We start from the raw sequence: 20,755 nt of genomic DNA, 5'->3' as shown, positions 1-20,755 counted from the left end.
AATCAGTGAGGGCTGAATCCCCCACTGATTTAAGTTTAAGTTTCACTTTATCTTTACTTCTTCTCCTACATATTCCAAATGCCAGGCATCTTGAATAGATAAGACTGAAGTTTCATCTAAATTCTTTGTAAACCGAAGAAGTCCGTATTCTCCTGCATAAAATATGGAAGAGGTGATAGGGAAACAAGGATAGTACTGATCTTCATCTACAAACACTGGTTTATCTTCTTTTGTTAAGAAGCTAAACTCAAATATGCCTCCTGAATATACCCCCTCATATTTCTTCCATTTTTCTGCTTGAACATGTTTTCTTTTCAATTTTGTGCATTTACAAGGACTTCCATTTACAACAACATACTTTGTTTCTTCATCTATTACTCGAAACCCTACCGATATAGTCTCTCCTTCATTACGTGCTACATAGAACTCCTTTCGAATAGGGTCTAGTCTTAGCTTCTCTCCATTCCACTCCATCATAAGAGAAGCATCTTCAATTGTTATACTGACAAATCCTCTTTTAGCACCTAAATAATTCCCCTCATAGTTTCTCCAGCAAACTGAATCGACTTGAACAGGATTTAGTTTAGGTTCGTCAATTGGTCCTATGAATTTGTCCATTAGCATTTCTATGACTTTCCACCCATAATCCTGCGTCGCCATCGTCACAAATCCTAGCTTTTTCTCTGGGAACAGCACGAAAAAGCATTTATAAGTGCTTATCGCTCCGCTATGCCAAAGCATTTCAATGCCGCGCTCTTTCTCAGCTATCAAGCCTAAACAACTACCAAACTCGTTTAAAGTGTAGTTATCGACTTGCTTCTTATGCATTTCTTCTATTATTTCTCGATTTAAAAATGTCTTTCCATTTAAAACTCCTTTATTCAGATGCATCATAGCAAAACGAGATAAATCTGTTATAGTGGACATTCCAAAAAAGGAAGGATAATTTGTTACATTTTCCGCAAACTTATGTTGCACCTTCCAATCGCCTTGTTCTGTTTTTTCATGAGCTAAAGCAAGAGGATACGTCATCGCTTCAAGCGGATCATACATTGTTCTGGTCATTCCAAGTGGATCAAATACATATTCCTTCATTAGCTCTGCAAACGGCTTTTCACACACAGATTGAGCTACATATCCCGCAAGATTATAAGCATGATTACCATATGAATATAGGACGCCAGGTGGAGTTACTAGTTTCAAATTCGGAACAATTTCCTCTATATAAGATATCCATCCTGCCTGATCACGAGGTCCTTCTATATCTCCTCCATCAGGTAAACCCGCCGTATGGCTTAGCAACATACGAAGAGTTATGGTGCGAGCGTACTCTTGATTCTGCAAGGTAAACTCTTCTATATACGTACAAATTGGAACATCTAAATCTAAAATCCCCTCTTCTACGAGCTTCATTATTAAAGTCCCCGTTAAACTTTTACTAACTGATCCAATACGAAACAATGTGTCGGTCGTAATCGTCTGATTCGATTCTTCCCAGTTCATGAAACCGAATGCCTTTTCATACAAAATTTCCGTTTCATTTATGATTGATAGCGCAAACCCTGGCACTGCTTTATTCTGCACTTGTTCTTCTATCTGTAATTCAATATCTTTTATAGATAACATAGAGTATTACCTCTCTATTCTTTTTGAATTTCCTTTGAAGTAAACTCTTTAATAAGTTGGCATAATGGACGCTCCTTGTATTACTAAATTTTCCATCTATCCAAATTTCAACCTAAGATTACGAAACTCCTTTTTCCTTTAACACACTTATTATTTTTTCTCATAATAAAAAAGAGGATACTTGGCTCCTGTATGGAACTTAGTATCCTCTCATCCTTATAAATTCACGGTCTCTCCCACTAGCACCTTCGCTTTTTCCAGCGCTTTTTGAATTTGTTCGAACCCTGTCCCACCTGCACTATTACGACGTTTCACTGCTGCATAAGAAGAAAGAACTTCATATAAATCCTCTTCAAATAACGGACTCATCTCTTGATATGTTTCTAGCGGTACATCTAATAAATAAATTCCTTTTTGTGTGCAATGAAGAACAAGCTTTCCGACAATTTCATGTGCCTGACGGAATGGAAGCCCTTTGCTTGCTAAGTAATCAGCAATTTCTGTTGCATTAGAGAAGTCTTGTTTCACGGCTTGCCCCATTTTTTCTTTATTTACAGTCATTGTTTCTAGCATACCAGCCATAATGTGCAGGCAGCCTTCCACTGTCTTCACCGTATCAAACATTCCTTCTTTATCCTCTTGCAAATCTTTATTATAAGCAAGCGGTAAACCTTTCATTACCGTTAATAAACTAAATAGGTTGCCGTATACTCTTCCTGTTTTACCACGAATAAGTTCAGCCATATCAGGATTTTTCTTTTGCGGCATAATGCTGCTTCCTGTTGCATATTGATCGCTCATTTCAATAAATTGAAACTCCTGACTGCTCCATAAAATGAGTTCTTCACAAAAGCGAGATAAATGCATCATTAATATGGATGAATTGCTAAGAAACTCTAATATGAAATCACGGTCACTTACCGCATCTAAGCTATTTTCATAGATTCCTTCAAAGCCGAGAAGCTCCGCACTATACGCACGGTCAATCGGAAATGTCGTCCCTGCAAGAGCACCTGCGCCAAGCGGAGAAATATTAATACGCCCCAGTGAATCCTCATAACGATTTACATCGCGCTCTAACATCCAAAAATATGCAAGTACATGATGAGCGAACGAAATTGGCTGTGCACGTTGTAAATGTGTATATCCCGGCATAATCGTTTCAATATTCTCTTCTGCTTGATGAACAAGAACCTTCTGCAACTTCTTCGCAGCCTTTATGATGGCCTGCACTTTTTCCTTTAAATATAAGTGCATATCTGTAGCAACTTGATCGTTACGACTTCGGCCTGTATGAAGCTTGCCTCCTACTTCACCGATTTTTTCAATTAACATCTTTTCAATATTTAAATGAATATCCTCAGCTTGGACAGAAAACGCAAGCTTATTTTCTTTTGCTTCATCTAGTAAATGTTGTAAACCTTCTTTTATTTTCTCTGCTTCTTCTTTTGTTACAATTCCCTGTTTCGCCAGCATCGTAATATGCGCAATACTACCTTCAATATCTTGATTCGCTAATTGCTGGTCAAAGGAGATGGAAGCTCCAAACTCCTCGACCCATTCTTCTGCTTCTGCTGTAAAGCGACCTCCCCAAAGTTTGCTCACGCTTTCACCTTCTTTTGATTCACTTGGCTGTATACTTTTGTTGGAAGACCAAATAAAGAAATAAAGCCAACTGCTGCATCATGGTTAAATTCATCATCCACTGTATATGTCGCTAATTTTTCATCATATAGAGAGTATTCTGATTTACGTCCTTCTACAATTGCATGACCTTTAAACAATTTCACACGTACTGTGCCTGTTACGGATTTTTGTGTTTCTTGTAAGAAAGCAGCAAGTGCTTGTTTTAAAGGTGAGAACCATAAACCGTTATAAATTAATTCTGTTAATTTTTGTTCAATCATCGGTTTAAAATGAGCGACTTCTTTTACAAGTGTTAAATCTTCTAATTCTTTATGCGCTGTAAGTAATGTCATTGCCGCTGGGCATTCATACACTTCACGTGATTTAATCCCAACAAGACGATTTTCTACATGGTCGATACGTCCAACACCGTGTTTTCCAGCAAGCGAATTTAACGTTTTGATAAGTTCTGAAAGTGAATAAGAAGTGCCGTTTAATGTTGTTGGTACCCCTGATTCAAATCCAATTTCCACAAACTCTGGTTTATTCGGTGTATCTTCTAATGCTAATGTCATTTCATATGCATCTTCTGGAGGTGCTGCCCATGGATCTTCTAAAATTCCACATTCATTACTACGTCCCCATAAGTTTTGGTCAATGGAAAACGGACTATCTAAATTGATTGGAATTGGTACATCATTTTCTTTTGCATACGCAATTTCTTCTTCACGTGACCATTTCCATTCACGTACCGGCGCAATCACTTCTAAATACGGATTTAATGCTTGAATAGAAACTTCAAAACGAACTTGGTCGTTCCCTTTTCCTGTACATCCATGTGCAACAGCACTTGCTCCTTCTTGCTCCGCAATTTCTACTAGTTTTTTTGCAATTAATGGACGCGATAATGCCGAAACAAGTGGATATTTTCCTTCGTATAACGTATGACCTTGCAGAGCCATCAATGCATATTCATTCGCAAATTCTTCTTGCACATCAATCATATAAGATTTAATTGCACCTACTGAAAGTGCTTTTTCTTTTACAAACTCTAAATCTTTACCTTCCCCTAAATCTAAACAAAGTGCAATGATATCATAATTTTTCTCTTGTAACCATTTAATTGCAACGGAAGTATCAAGACCTCCGGAATATGCTAGAACAACTTTTTTCTTCTCCATTTTCATATCCCCCTAAAGAATAAATATTCATTATTGTTAATATTAATTCAAACTTTAACACCTTTTACAAAATGAATCAAGGGATATTAGCAAAAAAAATTCTAACAATTCCGTCGAACTTCTTTCTTTTTTTCGGTACAATGGAAACAGAAAATGGGGGTGTCTATATGGAACAATATTTTATATACGATGAACACCTAGGAATAGAAGTACCTGAACTACAAGAAGAATGGGAAGATATCCCTGAAAAAATGCAGCATGCTATTTTATTAAAGTGGGAACAAATTCGCGGAAAAATACCTGATCGTATAAAAAAACTTGAATATCATATTAATCAAAAACAACATCGTTTAAATAACGAAGAAAACTTTGAAATTTCCTGTAGCCTCAATTCTGAAATTGCTGATCTCGCCTCCATCATTAACGATTTATGGCTTTGGTATCGCCTTACTCAAAATGTATCTGAGGGGAAAGCGCATCAATAATAAGCCAAATAAAAAAGCATCTACAAATAGATGCTTTTTTAATAGTAATTCCATCCCTTTTCATATAGGTCTAATAAATTGGGCTCATTCAAACGGTTAACCGGTAATTCAATTACCTCCCCATTCTTTGTGATTATCTCATCTTCATCTTTCCCAAATTGAAATAGAGATGGAATCATTTCTTCTGCCAAATATTCCGTATCTACAGTAAGCTTCATACTATTTATTTTAAATTGTTCTCTAGACGCAATTGTAAATCCCCAATTTCCAAATGAAGGGATATCTAAATGATAATTTTTTGCATATAGTCCTGTAGATTTTACTGTCTTACTAATTGTCCAAAAAGCTTCTGTTGCAAATACTGGTGACGTAGATTGGATGGAAACAAATCCTTCCTGAGATAAATGATTTCTAACAAGACTGTAAAATTCCCATGTGTAAAGTTTATTCAGTGCCTCATTATTGGGATCGGGTAAATCAATGATGATTACATCATAAAAATCATTCGTTTGTTTTAAAAAGTTGAATGCATCATCATTAACAAAATTCATTTTGCTAGAACGAAATGAATTTTGATTTAATCGTAGTAAATGAGGATTTTCTTTAGCTAGCTTAATCATCTCTGGATCTAAATCAACTAAAGTAATTCTTTTTACCTCTTTGTATTTTAAAATCTCTCTCGTCGCTAAACCATCTCCCCCGCCTAATACTAAAACATTTTGTTTTTTAGGAGCGAGAGACATCGGAATATGTACTAAAGCTTCATGGTATCTATGTTCATCAGCCTCTGAGAATTGCAGCTGTCCGTTTTGGTATAACCGTACATCTCCAGGGCCTTTCGTCATAATAATTTTTTGATATTTTGTTTGCTTTTTTAATACAACCGGATCTCGATATAACTTATTTTCTAATGTATACGCATATCTTTCTCCAAACAGAAAACCAAGTGCTATTATAATCGTTAAAATCATGCCAGTAACTCGTAAGTAAACATGATTCATTTCTTTTTTAAAGACAAAGCTTAACCATACCGCAACAAGGATATTGATGAGCGCAATGAAAAAGGCTGTCTTAATAAGACCTAACATTGGTCTCAATAATAAAGCAAACGTCACGGTTCCGATTAAACTGCCCGCATAATCAAAGAAAAGCACTTTTGCAGTAGATTCCTTTAAATCAGCATTAATTTCTTCTGATTTCCGAATTAAAAGCGGTAATTCTAAACCAGTTAAATAACCTGTGACAACAATAATGGAATATAAGATAATTTTAGCTGTCCCGTCACCAAAGTGAGCTTGCATAAAGAAAACCATAAAAATAGAAAATCCACCAATAATGGCAATAAGGTATTCTGTTACAATAAACGTCGATAATAAGTGACGATGAAATTTTTCACTATGCATCGCTCCAATACCCATGCCACTTAAAAAGAGCCCTATCGTTAAACAATAAAAAAGCGTAGAATCCCCAAACAAATATCCACCTGCCGCTCCATATAAAACCTGATATACAATGCCACAAATTGATACAATCCCTGATGAAGTGAAGATTCTTCTTTTCTGAATCGATTTTTCCTTTTCTGTCATACCTGCACTCCTTTAATAAAGTAGAACTTCCACCAGTGAAGGCCCCGCTGATGGAAAGTCCGCTCCAATCAGGCTTTAACGGGCAGTTATCTTCCACCTATATTCCTCGCTCTCTCTGAATATTGAGGTGAGATACTTACCGTCCGATAAAACGAGATAAACTCTTTTCATTTAATCAGAATAAAATATATTTTCATTGTTTCATAGAAAAAAGAACCTGCGCTGGCAAGTTCTTCTACGAAATAGCTCCCGATGTTATTAATGCTATTGCTAAGGAAATACTTGCAGCGATAATTCCTACCGCAACATTTCCACTTTCAATTTCTTTATCAACACGAACGCGCGGAGTGAGAAACTCAAAGATAAAATAACCAATTAGCATAAGTACAAAACCAATAACACCCCAAATTGCCGCACCAAGAAGAGAATCATTCGTAGCAATAGCTGATTTCATAATTAACGTAATCCCTATTATTTTTCCAAAAAACTGAATGGCAACAGCTTTATTTCCTTTTAGTAACTGCTCCCGATCATTATACGGTGTAATCATTTCAAAAATAAACATACAAATGATTGTTACACCTAATAAAACAACAAAATAAAGAAGCGTATGTAATACTTCTTGTACATCTAAAATTTCATTAAACATAAACCATATCCCCCTATTTCCCTGTTCCTGGGCCACCGCCACGAACTGTACTCCCGCTTCGTATGGAGCCGCTCTCTGATGATTTTTTTTCAATGTTCACTGAAAAGCCTCTACCGCCAGATCCTGAAGAACTCGAGCCTTCTTCCTCTTGAAAATTAGCAGGATTATTGCTAAAAGCACTTACGTATCCTCTGTAACCACTTCTTTTTTTCTTATTATCAAAATCTGCTTTATTCCAACCATAAAGCGTAGCAGCAACACCTAATACACCCATTGTTTCAAGTAAAGAGAAATCATAACTATTTTCAGCAAAATCTTCATTTGCTACCTCAACAACTGTATGATTTGAATTTATTGGATCCTGAGTGATTTGGATAAATTCTTCATTGGAACTTTGAGGATACAGAATAAACATTCCTGTATCACTTTCTTTCGAAACATACTTTGGCTTTTCATTAGCAATAATTTCTTGCGCCACTTCTTTTACAGTTTTGTTTTCCACTGTGTAGACCTGAGCACTATCACCTAAATCATTTTCCATTGTTTCAATGTGCTCATAGTTAGATGAGACAAACCCATCTGTACTACAAGCTGTTAAAATTAATAGTAACGATGAGATAATCAAAAAAATTTTTTTCATTGTGAACGATATTACCCCCTGTAGTAAATTACGTTTTCAATTATAATTGGGTTATATAGGAAAAACCACTAAAATATGATATCGCTACAAAAAATCCTTCCTGCTTACGAGAAATACGTTTCATTTCATTTTTTATCCCGCATTAACGGGCAGTAAGACCCCCACCTCAAAATTCAGCAAAAGCAAAGAAGTTAGGCGGGGGATGAACTGCCCGTAAAATCCCGATTGGTGAGGGCTGATAATCAATGGGGGATGAAGAACCTCCCACTGATTAAAGTTTCACTTTATAACAAGCTTTGCAATATACTTCTTGTGCTGATTTAGCCAAGCATACATCAAACGGTCCAACTAACAAGTTCCGTTCTTTCGGTAACTTTATAAAAGCAACAAGTTCTTCTTCATATTGAACCTTTCTCTGGCAAGCAGAACACTTCAATTCTTTTCTTTTAAACATATCTTTGAACATGCTATATTCTTCCCCCCCATCAATCTATATTAATATCATCTCATAAAGATTTACTTTTGTGAAAAATTCACATTTCATGTCCTCTTTTTCATATACTAATGAAAAAAGTTTGTAAGAAAAACACTACTCTAATGGAGGGAGAATCTTATGAAAGCTTTATTTATTATCATTTTAACTCTTCTTAGTGTCATTAGTTGGGATGCTTTCTTCAAAGAGAAAGATGATACCCCAAAAACGGACGATTAAACTTCAATGATTCTTTCCATCACTTATTGGACAAACCCTTAGAACCATTTTCCAATTTCTAAACAACTAGGACTATCCTACAAAAACATTTAAGAATAACAGCATGCTTCTTGTAAACCGACAAATTCTGTAGTTTTTCTCCGGTTATTGTCGGTTTCCATCCGCATACATTTTTTGAAAGTATGATATAATAATATAAAATCTTTTACAGAAAGGATTTAGATATCATGATCGCTCGAAGGAGCATGTGGCATCGAATTGACGAATCTTACACGTAGCGTACTTTTTCAGCTCAGATCCTTTAGTCTAGCGAAAAAAATACGAGAGTGGGGAAATTATGATTGCCCGAAGGATAATTTGGCAACGAAAAGACTCTTCTTACACATAGCGTTTTGTTTAAGTCGCATTGATCATTGCTAAACAAAACAAAGAAGAGGGCAGGATTGCTAAATAACAAATCCTACTCCACGTTTTGTTTAGTCGTTTTTAGGCTTAAACTAAAACGAAAGTAGGGAGAATTGATGGACGAGAGGATTATTCGTTATTTCTTCAGCGATATATAGCGTAGTTAGTTTGATGTAAACTAACTGAAAGCTATAAGGCTCGTAGTTAGTTTACAAGACGAAAAGAACTACTAACTACGGAAAGAAGGAATAACGATGAGGAACATCCAAAGTCGACAAATTATTAAAGAAATTTTTATGGTTTTAATCGGTTCATTTATCCTATCTGCAGCACTATATCACATTCATTTTCAAAACCACTTAACAGAAGGTGGCTTTGTAGGAATCGCGCTATTTATACAAAACTTTTTTGATATTTCACCGTCAATTTCAACTGTATTGATGGATATCCCGATCATTTTACTATGCGCTACATTTTTAGGTAAAAAGATGGTTGGTTATTCATTTATGGGTTCAATTTCATTCGGAGTGTTTTATTCTTTAATGGAAAACTATTCTCCATTCACGGTAGATTTATCAAATCATTTATGGATAGCCGCAGTATTGGGCGGTGTGCTAGCTGGTATTGGACTCGGTTTTATATTGCGATTTGGTGGTGCAACCGGCGGTGACGATATTTTAACAATTGTACTAAGTAAAAAAACTCGCTTTACAATTGGTCAGATTTTCTTCGTCTTTGATGCGATCGTGCTTGCACTTTCATTATATTATTTAACTTGGACAGAAATTGCTTTTACTATTCTTTCAATTGCCCTACAGGCAAAGACGCTCGATTTAATTTATTATCCAGCAAAAGAAAAGAAAACAGTATCTATTCCAATGTCAAAACAACATGCAACAAACTAAAAAGCGAAAGGCTCCGGCCTCTCGCTTTTTTATGCTCTTTTTTCTTTTTCTACTATGTAACGCACTTGATAAAACCTGTTTGCAAACTCTGTTACATTCCGTGTTAAACGATAATTCACCGTAGAACCAATTGCAATTCCTAACACAGGAATGCCTTGAAATAGTTTATGGCGAAGCGCATAAATAGAAAAAGTCTTCAAAATTTGTTTTAACACAACTTCTGTAGAAGCTGGTTTTAATACTTCTTCTTCCCCTTCATAAAAGAACGAATCTTCTTGTTCTAGTTCTTGAAGTAAGTTATACCAAGCATATTGCTGGAGCCTTGTTGGTAACAATGCCGCATGGAATACCTTTAAAGCGAGCATCATTTCATAAGGCTTGTTCACATCATGACCAAACGATGTTGCAATAAGCTGAACCGCCTTTACATTTAATGCAATCATAACAGGAAAGTCAGCTGTTAATAATAACAAACCACCTACTCCGGTTGTGCCTCCCTGTACGAAAGAATATAAACGATGACGCGCCGTCTGCTGCTCTGCTATGTATGTTAATTGATCAATGGATAATGCTTTCAATTCTTCTAGCTGTTCAACCGATTCATCAAACAACCGTGCTGTTCCTAAAATACGATTTCTTGCATCAAGCTGTGATTGTGAACTTTGAATCAATGCATGGAGATGGAATAACCATCCGTCTACTTTCGCAAAAAGCTCTTTTCGCTTTTTCTCAGGAAACTTTGCAACAGTACTATGCAACCACTTATCAAATACCTTTTGAAAATCGGTAGGCTCCTGTTCTAATAATTTCCTTTCCCAATTTTTAATATCTTGTACAATGGCTTGTTCTCGCTTTGATCGCATCGTAACAACCACCTCGCTCAATTTTTTTCTATTGTAACATATTTCCGGTTTTTCTTTGTAAATCTGATAAGCTAAACATATATTTATCCAGTACATGGGAGGTTACTATATTTATCCAGTACATGGGAGGTTACTATATGTACCCACGCGCAAAGGCATTTGGAATTGTACTTCACAACGAACGAATTCTCGTTCAAGAGTATCTTACGGAAAGTGAAGCGTATTACAGACCACTCGGCGGTTCTATTGAATTTGGAGAGAAATCAGATGAAACAGTGATTCGTGAATTTAAGGAAGAACTTAATGAACAAGTAGAAATTACAACTTACTTAGTATGTCTTGAAAATATCTTTTACGCAAACGAAGAAATCGGCCATGAGATCATTCAATTGTATTCTCTTCATTTTGTAGATACGTCGCTTTATGAGATCAAAACAATTCCTATTATAAACGGAGAACCCCATACATATGCGACGTGGATTCCGATTACAACATTTCTGAATCAAGAAAAAGTATTGTATCCAAATGGACTAACGAAATTTGTTGCCACAAAAAGAAAAGACGGAATCCTATAGGATCCCGTCTTTTTTACATATATTAACCAAGGTTTCCAAGACGTAATACGTCACGAGCAATCATAACTTCTTCGTCAGTTGGAATTACGATAATTTTTACTGGAGAGTGTGGGAAGCTGATGAATGCTTCTTCGCCATGAATGTTGTTACGTTTTGGATCGAAGTATACTCCCATAAACTCAAGGCCTTCTAATACACGCTCACGAATTAGAGTACTGTTTTCTCCAATACCAGCTGTAAAGATGATTGCGTCTACACCTTTCATACGAGCTGCATAAGAACCGATATATTTATGAATACGCTCTACGAATACATCTAACGCTACTTCTGCACGGTGGTTTCCTTCTTTTTCTGCTTGTTCGATGTCACGTAAGTCACTAGAGAATCCAGAAAGGCCTAGCATACCACTTTTCTTGTTTAATACGTTCAGAACTTCTTCTACAGATTGTCCTGTTTTTTGCATGATGTATGGAATTAACGCAGGGTCAAGGTTACCAGAACGTGTACCCATTGTTACACCAGCAAGTGGAGTGAAGCCCATAGAAGTATCAATAGATTTTCCACCTTCTACAGCTGCAATACTTGCACCGTTACCTAAGTGGCACGAAAGTAAACGTAAGCTTTCAAGTGGACGACCTAATAATTCAGCTGCACGCTGTGTTACATATTTATGAGAAGTTCCATGGAAACCGTATTTACGGATGCCGTATTTCTCATAGTATTCATATGGTAAGCTGTATAAGAAAGATTCTTCCGGCATTGTTTGATGGAATGCTGTATCGAATACTGCAACTGCTGGTACGTTCGGAAGTACTGCTTGGAACGCTTTAATACCAACAACGTGTGCTGGATTATGAAGTGGTGCTAATTCGCTTAAATTTTCAATTTCCGCTAATACTTCGTCAGTAATTAAAGCAGAATCATCAAATTTTTCACCGCCGTGTACAACGCGGTGACCGATACCGCTAATCTCATCAAGAGATTTTACGATTCCGTTTTCAGTTAATTTGTTAAGTAATATATTAACTGCTACTCCATGATCTGGTATACTTGTTACTTCTGTTTGTTTTTCACCGTTCACAGTAATTGTAAAGATACTATCTTCTAAACCGATACGTTCTACTAAACCTTTTGTTAGTACTGTTTCACTTGGCATTTCAAATAATTGGAATTTCAAGGAAGAGCTTCCTGCATTAATCGCGATGATTTTTGACATCTAGTCTTTCGCCCCTTTTTTCTCTTGGTAGTTGTGTGGATAAGACCACAAACCGCTCGATTTTATCTGATTAAATGTACCAAAGATGAAAACGTTTCATCCCCAGTAAATTTTATACTCACGAATTTAATTTAAACATCGTACGACATATATTTCAAGTGAAAAAATTGTAACACCAAGAAAAAATATATATTACAGATTTCAAAAAAATTCAGTTTTATCTTGTATATATTTAAAATTATTACGCACAATACAAAACTGTACTATATCTAAGAATAATTCTGTTACACACATTACGATTTATGAGTTGCAAACCAACTGTTCAATTGAGCCATCATATTCTCCATTGCTTTCATATTGGAAAATTTAGGTAATTCCACTAATAACGCTTGTTTTGGCATCACTACATTTGGACCTTTCTTTTGGAGAACAAATATACTTTTTGCATTTTTCTCGTTTTTAAACATGGAAACAGGAAGCTGTAATAATCCTTGAATATAGCTTGTTTCTTTAATAAAAGCATGTAGTTTTGGTGCTTGATCACTTTCAAAGATGAAGTTTGGTACTAAGAAGAATAAATAGCCACCTTCTTTTGTATGTTTTACACTTTGTTCAATAAAAAGATGGTGTGCATAAGACATTCCTTCATCTGCTTTTAAAGTATATTCACTTGCACCGATTTCGTTTGGATAAAACCCGATTGGTAAATCACAAACAACCACATCAACTGGATCAATATATAGCGGCGCTAACCCATCTTGATTAAAGAACTCAATTGCTTGCTTTTGTAAATTTGCATTCACTAAAGCAAGTCTAACGAGTAAGTCATCCACTTCTACACCAAATCCACTTATCGTTGTCCCTTCTTGAGCACCATTAAAGATTGTTGTCATTAAGTTTCCTGTTCCAATAGCAGGATCTAACACCGTGATTTCTTTTTGACCCTTCATAAATTTCTGGAACAAGTAGTTCATAAACATCCCAACTGCATCAGGCGTCATTTCATGATTGGCTTGTATGCCATCTTTCATTCCTTTTAAAATGGCAAGCTGAAATGCTTTGCGAAGTTCCTCGCTTTTATATTTTTCTTCATTAAACTTACTATATTCACGATTCAACCGTTCAATTGTTGATTCAGATAATCCCTCTTGCAGAACCGCTCCTTCAAACAGGTTATCCCCTGTTTCCACAAGCGCTTCTAAATATGTTACATCTAATTCTTTACGTAAAATTACGGTAGAAGAATCAAAAATAGAAAATAATGTTTCTACTGTCTGACTCACATACACTCCTCCTTCTGTCAATTACACATAACTTATATCATACCATAAAGTGAAACTTTAATCAGTGGGGAGGTTTCTTCATCCCCACTGATTATTAGCCCTCACCAATCGGGCATTTACGGGCAGTTTATCTCCCAACTAGCTTCTTTGTGTTACTGCACCTTAAAGTAGGAGATTTACTGCCCGTTAATGCGGGGTAATCTAATTTTTTCCCAAAAGAAAAAGCAGCCTCTATGTCATGAGACCGCTAAATTATATCGACGCTTTTTCAAATATATCGACAGTTCGACAATATACAACACGCCTGACAAGAAAAAACGACCTCTATAAGAGATCGTCTTCATTACTTCGCAGCTTTTGCTGCTTCTAATGCTGCTTCATAATTTGGATGGCTCGTACCTTCACTTACGTATTCTACGTAAACTACTTTGTCGTTGCTGTCTACTACGAATACTGCACGAGCAAGTAAACGAAGCTCTTTCATTACTACGCCGTAAGCTTCACCGAATGAAAGGTCACGGTGATCAGAAAGTGTTGCTACGTTTTCTAAGCCGTTTGCTGCACACCAGCGTTTTTGAGCGAATGGTAAGTCCACACTAATTGTTAGTACTTTTGCGTTCTCAATACCAGCTGCATCTTGGTTAAAACGACGAGTTTGTGCATCGCATACACCTGTATCGATAGATGGTACAACACTAATTAATTTTACTTCACCTTTGTATGTTTCTAAACTTACTGGAGATAAGTCATTTGCTAATACTTGGAAGTTTGGCGCTTGATCGCCAACTTTAACTTCTGTTCCAACTAAAGTGATTGGGTTACCTTTAAAAGTTACGTTTGCCACTTGAAAATCCTCCCTTATTTAAACAAAATATGTACACTGTAAATGATAGTTTGTCCCTATACAGAATGCAAACAAAATCGCTTTATTTACAAAAAAAATAAAGAAGCTAATCAATCGATTAGCTTCTTTTCGCTGTTAAATTTCAAATTCTGGTTCATCGCCTTTTCGCTTCTCCATCATTTCCTTCACTTTATCAACAGCTTGTGGTGCTAACTCAATGATCTTATCAATCACATGTGTCTGTTTATCTAAATGTAACACTTTTACGCCTTGTCCATTTATAACGAGAAAAGCGACAGGGTTAATTGAAACACCGCCACCACTCCCCCCTCCAAATGGATGACGACCAGAGCTCTCTATTTTTCCAAATTCGCTCCCACCAGCAGCAAACCCAAAACTTACTTTAGAAACTGTTAAAATGACGCTTCCGTCAGCTGCTTTAATTGGGTCGCCAATAATTGTATTTACATCAGTCATTTGTTTTAAATGCTGCATTGCAGTTGTCATTAAACCTTGAATTGGATGGTCCATTTTATCCCCCTATGCTTGTACAGATTTTTCTGTTATACCAGATCTTTGTTTTCTCATAAACAAGAGTAATTTCACTCCTGTTGTTATGGCACGATATATACGAAAGGAGGCTGTTAATTCACCTTTCGATGCAAATCCCTTCCCTTGAAACACAGGTGTAATCTCAAATTCCGGTATATCAATAACATGCGTATATTGTCCCAAGACCCCGGCTGCCATTCCTTTTATCCCCCATGCATATCCAGTGACAATTCCGGTACTAGCTGCATCACCCGTTCCAATTTGCGAATGCCATTTCCAGCTATTGATTTTCACTTTTTTAAGAAAACCTTTAATAATAGTATGGATCTCTTGAAGCTTTTTTATCAGTTCCCCGATGCTATCAAGCTGCGCCATGATTTTATTTTCCATACCCCCATCTTTCTCTGCCTTTTCGATTTTTTGTCCAGTCTTTTTTTGCTGTTTTTCAATTCTTTCCAGCACATCAAATGTATATCCAATCATCCATATTTTCACTTGAAATAAACATTGTTTCTCCATTTCTGAATATAAAAACGTCACTTTAAGCGATAGTTTCGACAATAGTATAAATAAAATGAGCAAGAGAAAAATGCCAATTCCAATTACAAGCCATTTCATACGTACCATCCTTTCACTCCATATCCATTATCGACAGGTTCAAACAGGATTAAACAATCCGCAATGAAATTGAATATAGGAATTTTTCTAAAAATAAAGAGGGATTTTGACATTTTATATCGAAATATATTATTTGAGCATACCATCAGAATTTTTTCTAATGGAGCACAACGCTAAATTTGACTGCAATGGAGGGATACACAATGGCAGATCGTCGCAATTTATTTTTCTTTTATGGTGATGACAAAGCTACGCTTGTCGAAAAAATGAAGCCAATATATCGTATTTTAGAGGACAATGGATTTACCATATTAGATCATCCAAAAAATGCAAACGCTATCGTCAGTGTTGGAGATGACGGCACCTTCTTACAAGCCGTTCGTAAAACAGGCTTCAGGGAAGATTGCTTATATGCAGGAGTTTCTACGAAAGATGAAATTTCTTTCTACTGTGATTTCCATATTGACCATGTCGATACAGCCCTTCAAGAAATTACACAAAATGAAATTGAAGTGCGAAAATATCCAACAATCCAAATAGATGTTGATCAAGATACATCTTTCCATTGTTTAAATGAGTTTTCTTTACGCTCTAGTATCATTAAAACATTTGTAGTGGATGTGCATGTTGATGATTTATATTTCGAGACATTTAGAGGAGACGGTCTAGTTATTTCTACACCGACAGGAAGTACAGCTTATAATAAGTCATTGCATGGTGCAGTTGTTGACCCATTAATTCCATGCTTCCAAATAAGCGAACTTGCTTCTTTAAATAACAACACATACCGTACACTTGGATCACCGTTCATCTTAAATCATGAACGAACATTAACATTAAAGCTTACTCCGGACGGTAATGATTATCCTGTTATGGGAATGGATAACGAAGCGCTTAGCATTAAACAAGTTGAAAAAGCAGTTGTTCGCTTAAGTGATAAACAAATTAAAACAGTAAAACTTAAAAATAATTCGTTCTGGGAAAAAGTACAGAGAACGTTTTTATAGAAAAAAGAGTGCTGAGAGGTTTCCCAGCACTCTTTTTTCATGATTCACATGTCGTTTTTTTGCAGAAACATTCATATCTTGTGTCGAAACACCAATATTATTTCTGATATACAATTCGACCATCTATTATAGTTACATTAACTTGAATATCCTTTATTTCCTCTGCTTCAACTTCAAATATGTCACGGTCCATGATAGTAAAATCTGCTTCATATCCTTTAACAATTTTACCACGCTTATTTTCCTTACCAATCGCATAAGCACTTCCAGCCGTAAATAAGGAAACTGCTTCATATACCGTTAATCTCTCTTCAGGTATGTAACATGTTCCATCAATAAAACTTCGCCGCGTGACTGCACTATAGATTCCTGAAAACGGATTTACTTGTTCAATTGGCGCGTCTGATCCACCGCAACAATGTAATCCCACGCCGAGTAATGTTTTCCATGCATAGGCATACTGAAGACGATGCTCCCCTAACTTTTCAATGACTGAGGGAAAATCAGATGAGACAAATACAGGCTGAATATCAATAATAGCTTGCAAATGCTTCATCCGCTGTATTAACTCTTCACGAGCAAGCTGACAATGAATAATACGATCACGCAGTCCCTCTGCCGGAGGATATAACTCCAGTGCATCAATTACATATTCAAGGGATAAATCACCGATTGTATGAATCGCAACTGGCATCCGTAAATTACGTGCTTTCTTCACTAATCCCGCGAGCTCTTCACGAGAAAAAATAGCTACTCCATTTGTTTCCTTCGCATCTTCATATGGCTCGCTTAATAGTGCTGTTCGTCCGCCAAAAGAACCATCAGAAAAAATCTTCATCGCTCCAAATTCAATATAATGCTCATTTTCATATTCTTTTCGTTCATCTGCCACTTCATGATGAACGAGTAAATGTGCTTTAAAAGGCATTTCCTTTATTACGTGTAAAAATGCATTATACGTTTTTTGAAAACCACCGTAATAATTTAAGTCTTCTGTATGCCCACCTACTAATCCATATTTCCAGCAATCTTGAATGGCTGTTTGTAGCGCTCTTTGCAAATAAGCTTCATCAATTTCCGGCTGGACATGCTTAATTAATTCTTGCGCTTGTTCATACAACAGGCCTGTTAGTTCTCCGGATACTCCACGCCCAATCTTTCCACCTTTTGGGTCTGACGTTTCCGCTGTTATATTTGCTTTTTCGAGTATGTAAGAATTCACCCATGTCACATGACGACAAACACGCTTTAATAAAATGGGATGCTCCTTAGAAATGGCATCTAAATCACGAACGTGGACGCTTTTGGTATCTGTGAAATTATTTTCATTCCAGCCTTCGCCAATAATCCATGTACCTAATCTTGTTTCTTTCACTCGTTCAGCTACAAGCTCAATCATTTCCTTATAAGACGTACAAGCGGATAAGTCTAAACGGAGCAGTCGTTCTCCATGCCCAATAAGATGCATATGGCTATCAACAAGACCTGGTATCAGCGTTCTTCCTTCTAAATTGTGTATCTTCTCAGGCTGATAACGACTCTCTAAGCCCTTTTTATCCCCTACACCTATAATCATCCCATCTTCTATATAAACAGCTTCTACTTTCTCATTCTCTTCCTTCATCGTGTAAATATTTCCGCCGTGCCAAATCTCTCCCATCTTCTCATCCCCTTTTCTTTTTAGTCTACGAAATTAAAACGTAGAAAAAAAGCACCACTTTACGTAACATGGTGCTTTTCCAAAAATTAATTATGATCAGCTGGAACTGTTGAAACTTGCCATTCTACATTAAATTTATCTTTTACTTGCCCATACGCTGGGCTCCAGAAAGTTTCTTGGATTGGCATGATTACTTGACCGCCATCTTGTAATTTCTCAAATACTTCTTTTGCTTTTTCTGCATCACTTATTCTAATAGCTACAGTTACTTGTGATCCAATTTGGTACGGTTGTCCTGGGAATGTATCAGAAATCATAAGGTCCGTATTACCGACTTTTAAATGTGCATGTAAAACGCGGTCTTTCACTTCATCTGGAACAGTGAATTCTGGATTTTCAGGCATTTCTCCAAAAGTCTGAATGACTTCAACTTTTGCATCCAATGCATGCTCATAAAACTTTACTGCTTCTTGTCCATTACCATCCAAAACTAAATACGGATTAATACCTAAAATCATAAAAGGCACCTCTTTTTCCAATTTTTTAGTAGTCATTTCACACCATAAATAGAACGTACGTTCCTATAAATAATATCATAATCTTACATGTACTTGCAACAATCTAATTTCATTTTTTCTTACTTTATCCCTAATCCCATTTCTTGTTTTCTAAGTTCGACGCGTCTAATTTTTCCGGAAATTGTTTTTGGTAGTTCGTCTATAAATTCAATTTTGCGAGGGTATTTATATGGTGCTGTTAATTCTTTAACATGTTCTTGAAGTAAAGGAATCAGTGTGTCTTCTTTTTCTTGTACATTTTCTCTTAAAACGATAAATGCCTTTACGACACTTCCGCGAATTTCATCTGGACTTGCCACAACAGCACACTCTCTTACATACGGATGTTTCACAAGTGCATCTTCAACTTCAAATGGTCCAATTGTATAGCCAGAGCTAATGATAATATCATCCCCGCGCCCCTCGAACCAAAAATAGCCTTCTTCGTCTTTTTTCGCTTTATCACCTGTAATATAATAATCACCGCGAAATTGCATTGCTGTCCGCTCATCATCTTTATAATATTGTTTAAAAAGTGCTGGCGTTTCAATATGAACAGCAATATCACCGACTTCTCCTACAGATACAGGTTGTCCTTCTTCATTTACAATATCTACATGATTACCTGGCGTCGGTTTTCCCATTGATCCTGGCTTAATTTCCATTCCTTTCATAACGCCAACGAGCAACGTATTTTCTGTTTGTCCATACCCATCCCTGACTGTAACGTTAAAATGATTTTGAAATGTTTCTATTACCTCTCGGTTCAGTGGCTCTCCTGCAGATACAGCACTATGTAAAGCTGTTAAATTATATTGCTGTAAGTTCTCTACTTTTGCCATTAAACGATATTCTGTCGGCGTACAGCAAAGCACATTCACTTTATTATCATCTAATAATTGCAAATATGTTTTCGGTTCGAATTTACCGTGATATACAAATCCTGTTGCGCCTGAACCGAGTGTTGCTAAAAACGGGCTCCAAATCCATTTTTGCCATCCTGGACTTGCTGTTGCCCATACAACATCATTCTCCTCTATTCCAAGCCAATTCGGAGCGCTTGTACGCAAATGTGCATATGCCCAAGCGTGTGTATGTACAACGCCCTTTGGATTCCCTGTCGTCCCTGATGTATAGGATAAAAAGACCATATCTTCTCGGTCTGTCTTTGCGATTTCTAATTCATCACTTTCTGTTTCTAACGCATCTTTTAAATTAATCCAACCATCTACTGACTGCTCGCTCAGTACAAATTTTCGAAGGGACTCCATCATCTCTACATCTTCAAATTGTTCGATATACGGTTCATAACTGACAATTGCCTTTACTTCTCCATGCCGCAAACGATATTCAATATCTTTTTTTCGAAGCATTTCTGAACTTGGAATGACCACAAACCCTGCTTTAATTGCCGCAATGTACGTCATATACGCCTCAATTAAGCGTGGCATCATAATGAGAAGCTTATCCCCTTTTTGCAAACCACTCTTTATAAAAGCGTTTCCAATTTTATTCGCACCTTGTATTAATTCAAGGTATGTAACCTCTCGTCTATTCCCTTCGTCATCTTGCCAAATTAAAGCCAGCTTCTCTTTTTCATTTGTATATTTTTCTATCTCCGCAACTAAGTTATAAGACATTGGTGCTAACAATTCTTCTCTATTCATAATCTCATCCTCCTTTATCTACGCCTCCCTTATATAATAAAGAATTTTCAGTAAATTTTAAACCTACTTCTTTTGACAAATTTTTTAGTGATCTGTCG

Annotated in this window: 20 protein-coding genes; 4 read left to right on the top strand and 16 right to left on the bottom strand. The window is 36.4% G+C overall.

Annotated features, from left to right (window positions below; genetic code table 11):
• Positions 1 to 42: 42 nt before the first annotated feature.
• From C568_RS35330 to C568_RS0111595, 3 genes are all read right to left on the bottom strand, one after another.
• Entirely contained in the window at positions 43 to 1,626 is a 1,584-nt protein-coding gene (locus C568_RS35330; RefSeq protein WP_018781608.1) for a serine hydrolase domain-containing protein, read from the bottom strand.
• 216 nt (positions 1,627 to 1,842) lie between these two features.
• A complete protein-coding gene (argH, locus tag C568_RS0111600; RefSeq protein ID WP_018781607.1) occupies positions 1,843 to 3,231 on the bottom strand; it encodes an argininosuccinate lyase in 1,389 nt (462 codons plus the stop codon).
• Entirely contained in the window at positions 3,228 to 4,433 is a 1,206-nt protein-coding gene (locus tag C568_RS0111595) for an argininosuccinate synthase (protein ID WP_018781606.1), read from the bottom strand. The genes argH and C568_RS0111595 overlap by 4 nt, the downstream gene beginning before the upstream one ends.
• A gap of 167 nt (positions 4,434 to 4,600) precedes the next feature.
• On the opposite strand from C568_RS0111595, the gene C568_RS0111590 reads away from it, so the two are divergent.
• Positions 4,601 to 4,918: a radical SAM protein gene (locus C568_RS0111590; RefSeq protein WP_018781605.1), complete on the top strand. Its 318-nt coding sequence runs from the start codon at positions 4,601 to 4,603 to the stop codon at positions 4,916 to 4,918.
• Between the two features lie 38 nt (positions 4,919 to 4,956).
• On the opposite strand, the gene C568_RS0111585 is transcribed toward C568_RS0111590, so the two are convergent.
• The 4 genes from C568_RS0111585 to C568_RS0111570 all read right to left on the bottom strand — a co-directional run bounded on the left by C568_RS0111585 (position 4,957) and on the right by C568_RS0111570 (position 8,259).
• Entirely contained in the window at positions 4,957 to 6,504 is a 1,548-nt protein-coding gene (locus C568_RS0111585; protein ID WP_003201050.1) for a polyamine aminopropyltransferase, read from the bottom strand.
• Positions 6,505 to 6,739: 235 nt separating this feature from the next.
• Positions 6,740 to 7,153, bottom strand: coding sequence for a DUF350 domain-containing protein (locus tag C568_RS0111580; RefSeq protein WP_006096142.1), 414 nt, complete (start codon positions 7,151 to 7,153; stop codon positions 6,740 to 6,742).
• Positions 7,154 to 7,166: 13 nt separating this feature from the next.
• A complete protein-coding gene (locus tag C568_RS0111575; RefSeq protein ID WP_018781604.1) occupies positions 7,167 to 7,793 on the bottom strand; it encodes a DUF4247 domain-containing protein in 627 nt (208 codons plus the stop codon).
• 271 nt (positions 7,794 to 8,064) lie between these two features.
• Positions 8,065 to 8,259 carry a hypothetical protein gene (locus C568_RS0111570; RefSeq protein WP_006096140.1) on the bottom strand — a complete coding sequence of 65 codons (195 nt, stop codon included), beginning with the start codon at positions 8,257 to 8,259 and terminating at the stop codon, positions 8,065 to 8,067.
• Between the two features lie 905 nt (positions 8,260 to 9,164).
• Here C568_RS0111570 and C568_RS0111560 point away from each other — a divergent pair.
• Positions 9,165 to 9,815, top strand: coding sequence for a YitT family protein (locus C568_RS0111560; protein ID WP_018781602.1), 651 nt, complete (start codon positions 9,165 to 9,167; stop codon positions 9,813 to 9,815).
• A gap of 29 nt (positions 9,816 to 9,844) precedes the next feature.
• Here the strand turns inward: C568_RS0111560 and C568_RS0111555 are convergent, their stop codons facing one another.
• Positions 9,845 to 10,678 (bottom strand): EcsC family protein, encoded by an 834-nt coding sequence (locus tag C568_RS0111555; RefSeq protein WP_018781601.1) that lies wholly within the window; start codon positions 10,676 to 10,678, stop codon positions 9,845 to 9,847.
• 137 nt (positions 10,679 to 10,815) lie between these two features.
• Here C568_RS0111555 and C568_RS0111550 point away from each other — a divergent pair, with 137 nt between their 5' ends.
• Positions 10,816 to 11,253, top strand: a complete 438-nt coding sequence (locus C568_RS0111550; RefSeq protein WP_018781600.1) for an NUDIX hydrolase — start codon at positions 10,816 to 10,818, stop codon at positions 11,251 to 11,253.
• A gap of 22 nt (positions 11,254 to 11,275) precedes the next feature.
• Here the strand turns inward: C568_RS0111550 and C568_RS0111545 are convergent, their stop codons facing one another.
• The 5 genes from C568_RS0111545 to C568_RS0111525 form a co-directional block, all read right to left on the bottom strand.
• Entirely contained in the window at positions 11,276 to 12,469 is a 1,194-nt protein-coding gene (locus C568_RS0111545) for an acetate kinase (protein WP_018764497.1), read from the bottom strand.
• Positions 12,470 to 12,762: 293 nt separating this feature from the next.
• Complete coding sequence (locus C568_RS0111540) at positions 12,763 to 13,752, bottom strand: class I SAM-dependent methyltransferase (RefSeq protein ID WP_018781599.1); 990 nt, start codon at positions 13,750 to 13,752, stop codon at positions 12,763 to 12,765.
• A 343-nt stretch (positions 13,753 to 14,095) separates the two neighbouring features.
• Entirely contained in the window at positions 14,096 to 14,596 is a 501-nt protein-coding gene (gene tpx, locus C568_RS0111535; RefSeq protein ID WP_003201032.1) for a thiol peroxidase, read from the bottom strand.
• A 135-nt stretch (positions 14,597 to 14,731) separates the two neighbouring features.
• Positions 14,732 to 15,127 (bottom strand): GerW family sporulation protein, encoded by a 396-nt coding sequence (gene ytfJ / locus C568_RS0111530; RefSeq protein WP_018781598.1) that lies wholly within the window; start codon positions 15,125 to 15,127, stop codon positions 14,732 to 14,734.
• 9 nt (positions 15,128 to 15,136) lie between these two features.
• Positions 15,137 to 15,775 carry a DUF2953 domain-containing protein gene (locus C568_RS0111525; RefSeq protein WP_006096134.1) on the bottom strand — a complete coding sequence of 213 codons (639 nt, stop codon included), beginning with the start codon at positions 15,773 to 15,775 and terminating at the stop codon, positions 15,137 to 15,139.
• A gap of 194 nt (positions 15,776 to 15,969) precedes the next feature.
• On the opposite strand from C568_RS0111525, the gene C568_RS0111520 reads away from it, so the two are divergent.
• Positions 15,970 to 16,773, top strand: coding sequence for an NAD kinase (locus C568_RS0111520; RefSeq protein WP_018781597.1), 804 nt, complete (start codon positions 15,970 to 15,972; stop codon positions 16,771 to 16,773).
• A gap of 97 nt (positions 16,774 to 16,870) precedes the next feature.
• Here C568_RS0111520 and C568_RS0111515 read toward each other — a convergent pair whose 3' ends face one another.
• From C568_RS0111515 to mbcS, 3 genes are all read right to left on the bottom strand, one after another.
• A complete protein-coding gene (locus tag C568_RS0111515; protein WP_018781596.1) occupies positions 16,871 to 18,433 on the bottom strand; it encodes an amidohydrolase in 1,563 nt (520 codons plus the stop codon).
• Between the two features lie 86 nt (positions 18,434 to 18,519).
• Positions 18,520 to 18,951 (bottom strand): VOC family protein, encoded by a 432-nt coding sequence (locus C568_RS0111510; protein ID WP_018781595.1) that lies wholly within the window; start codon positions 18,949 to 18,951, stop codon positions 18,520 to 18,522.
• Between the two features lie 119 nt (positions 18,952 to 19,070).
• Positions 19,071 to 20,657, bottom strand: a complete 1,587-nt coding sequence (gene mbcS / locus C568_RS0111505; RefSeq protein WP_018781594.1) for an acyl-CoA synthetase MbcS — start codon at positions 20,655 to 20,657, stop codon at positions 19,071 to 19,073.
• Between the last annotated feature and the right edge of the window lie 98 nt (positions 20,658 to 20,755).

The organism is Bacillus sp. 95MFCvi2.1 (genome assembly GCF_000374965.1).
GTDB classification, from domain to species: Bacteria; Bacillota; Bacilli; order Bacillales; family Bacillaceae_G; genus Bacillus_A; species Bacillus_A pseudomycoides.
This window is presented reverse-complemented; position numbering and strand designations above follow the sequence as displayed.

Excerpts from the sequence above, each read along its gene's own strand:
- C568_RS35330 (WP_018781608.1), bottom strand. The coding sequence starts at position 1,626 with ATGTTATCTATAAAAGATATTGAATTACAGATAGAAGAACAAGTGCAG.
- C568_RS0111595 (WP_018781606.1), bottom strand. The coding sequence starts at position 4,433 with ATGGAGAAGAAAAAAGTTGTTCTAGCATATTCCGGAGGTCTTGATACT.
- C568_RS0111590 (WP_018781605.1), top strand. The coding sequence starts at position 4,601 with ATGGAACAATATTTTATATACGATGAACACCTAGGAATAGAAGTACCT.
- C568_RS0111585 (WP_003201050.1), bottom strand. The coding sequence starts at position 6,504 with ATGACAGAAAAGGAAAAATCGATTCAGAAAAGAAGAATCTTCACTTCA.
- C568_RS0111580 (WP_006096142.1), bottom strand. The coding sequence starts at position 7,153 with ATGTTTAATGAAATTTTAGATGTACAAGAAGTATTACATACGCTTCTT.
- C568_RS0111575 (WP_018781604.1), bottom strand. The coding sequence starts at position 7,793 with ATGAAAAAAATTTTTTTGATTATCTCATCGTTACTATTAATTTTAACA.
- C568_RS0111570 (WP_006096140.1), bottom strand. The coding sequence starts at position 8,259 with ATGTTCAAAGATATGTTTAAAAGAAAAGAATTGAAGTGTTCTGCTTGC.
- C568_RS0111560 (WP_018781602.1), top strand. The coding sequence starts at position 9,165 with ATGAGGAACATCCAAAGTCGACAAATTATTAAAGAAATTTTTATGGTT.
- C568_RS0111555 (WP_018781601.1), bottom strand. The coding sequence starts at position 10,678 with ATGCGATCAAAGCGAGAACAAGCCATTGTACAAGATATTAAAAATTGG.
- C568_RS0111550 (WP_018781600.1), top strand. The coding sequence starts at position 10,816 with ATGTACCCACGCGCAAAGGCATTTGGAATTGTACTTCACAACGAACGA.
- C568_RS0111545 (WP_018764497.1), bottom strand. The coding sequence starts at position 12,469 with ATGTCAAAAATCATCGCGATTAATGCAGGAAGCTCTTCCTTGAAATTC.
- ytfJ (WP_018781598.1), bottom strand. The coding sequence starts at position 15,127 with ATGGACCATCCAATTCAAGGTTTAATGACAACTGCAATGCAGCATTTA.
- C568_RS0111525 (WP_006096134.1), bottom strand. The coding sequence starts at position 15,775 with ATGGTACGTATGAAATGGCTTGTAATTGGAATTGGCATTTTTCTCTTG.
- C568_RS0111520 (WP_018781597.1), top strand. The coding sequence starts at position 15,970 with ATGGCAGATCGTCGCAATTTATTTTTCTTTTATGGTGATGACAAAGCT.
- C568_RS0111515 (WP_018781596.1), bottom strand. The coding sequence starts at position 18,433 with ATGGGAGAGATTTGGCACGGCGGAAATATTTACACGATGAAGGAAGAG.
- C568_RS0111510 (WP_018781595.1), bottom strand. The coding sequence starts at position 18,951 with ATGATTTTAGGTATTAATCCGTATTTAGTTTTGGATGGTAATGGACAA.
- mbcS (WP_018781594.1), bottom strand. The coding sequence starts at position 20,657 with ATGAATAGAGAAGAATTGTTAGCACCAATGTCTTATAACTTAGTTGCG.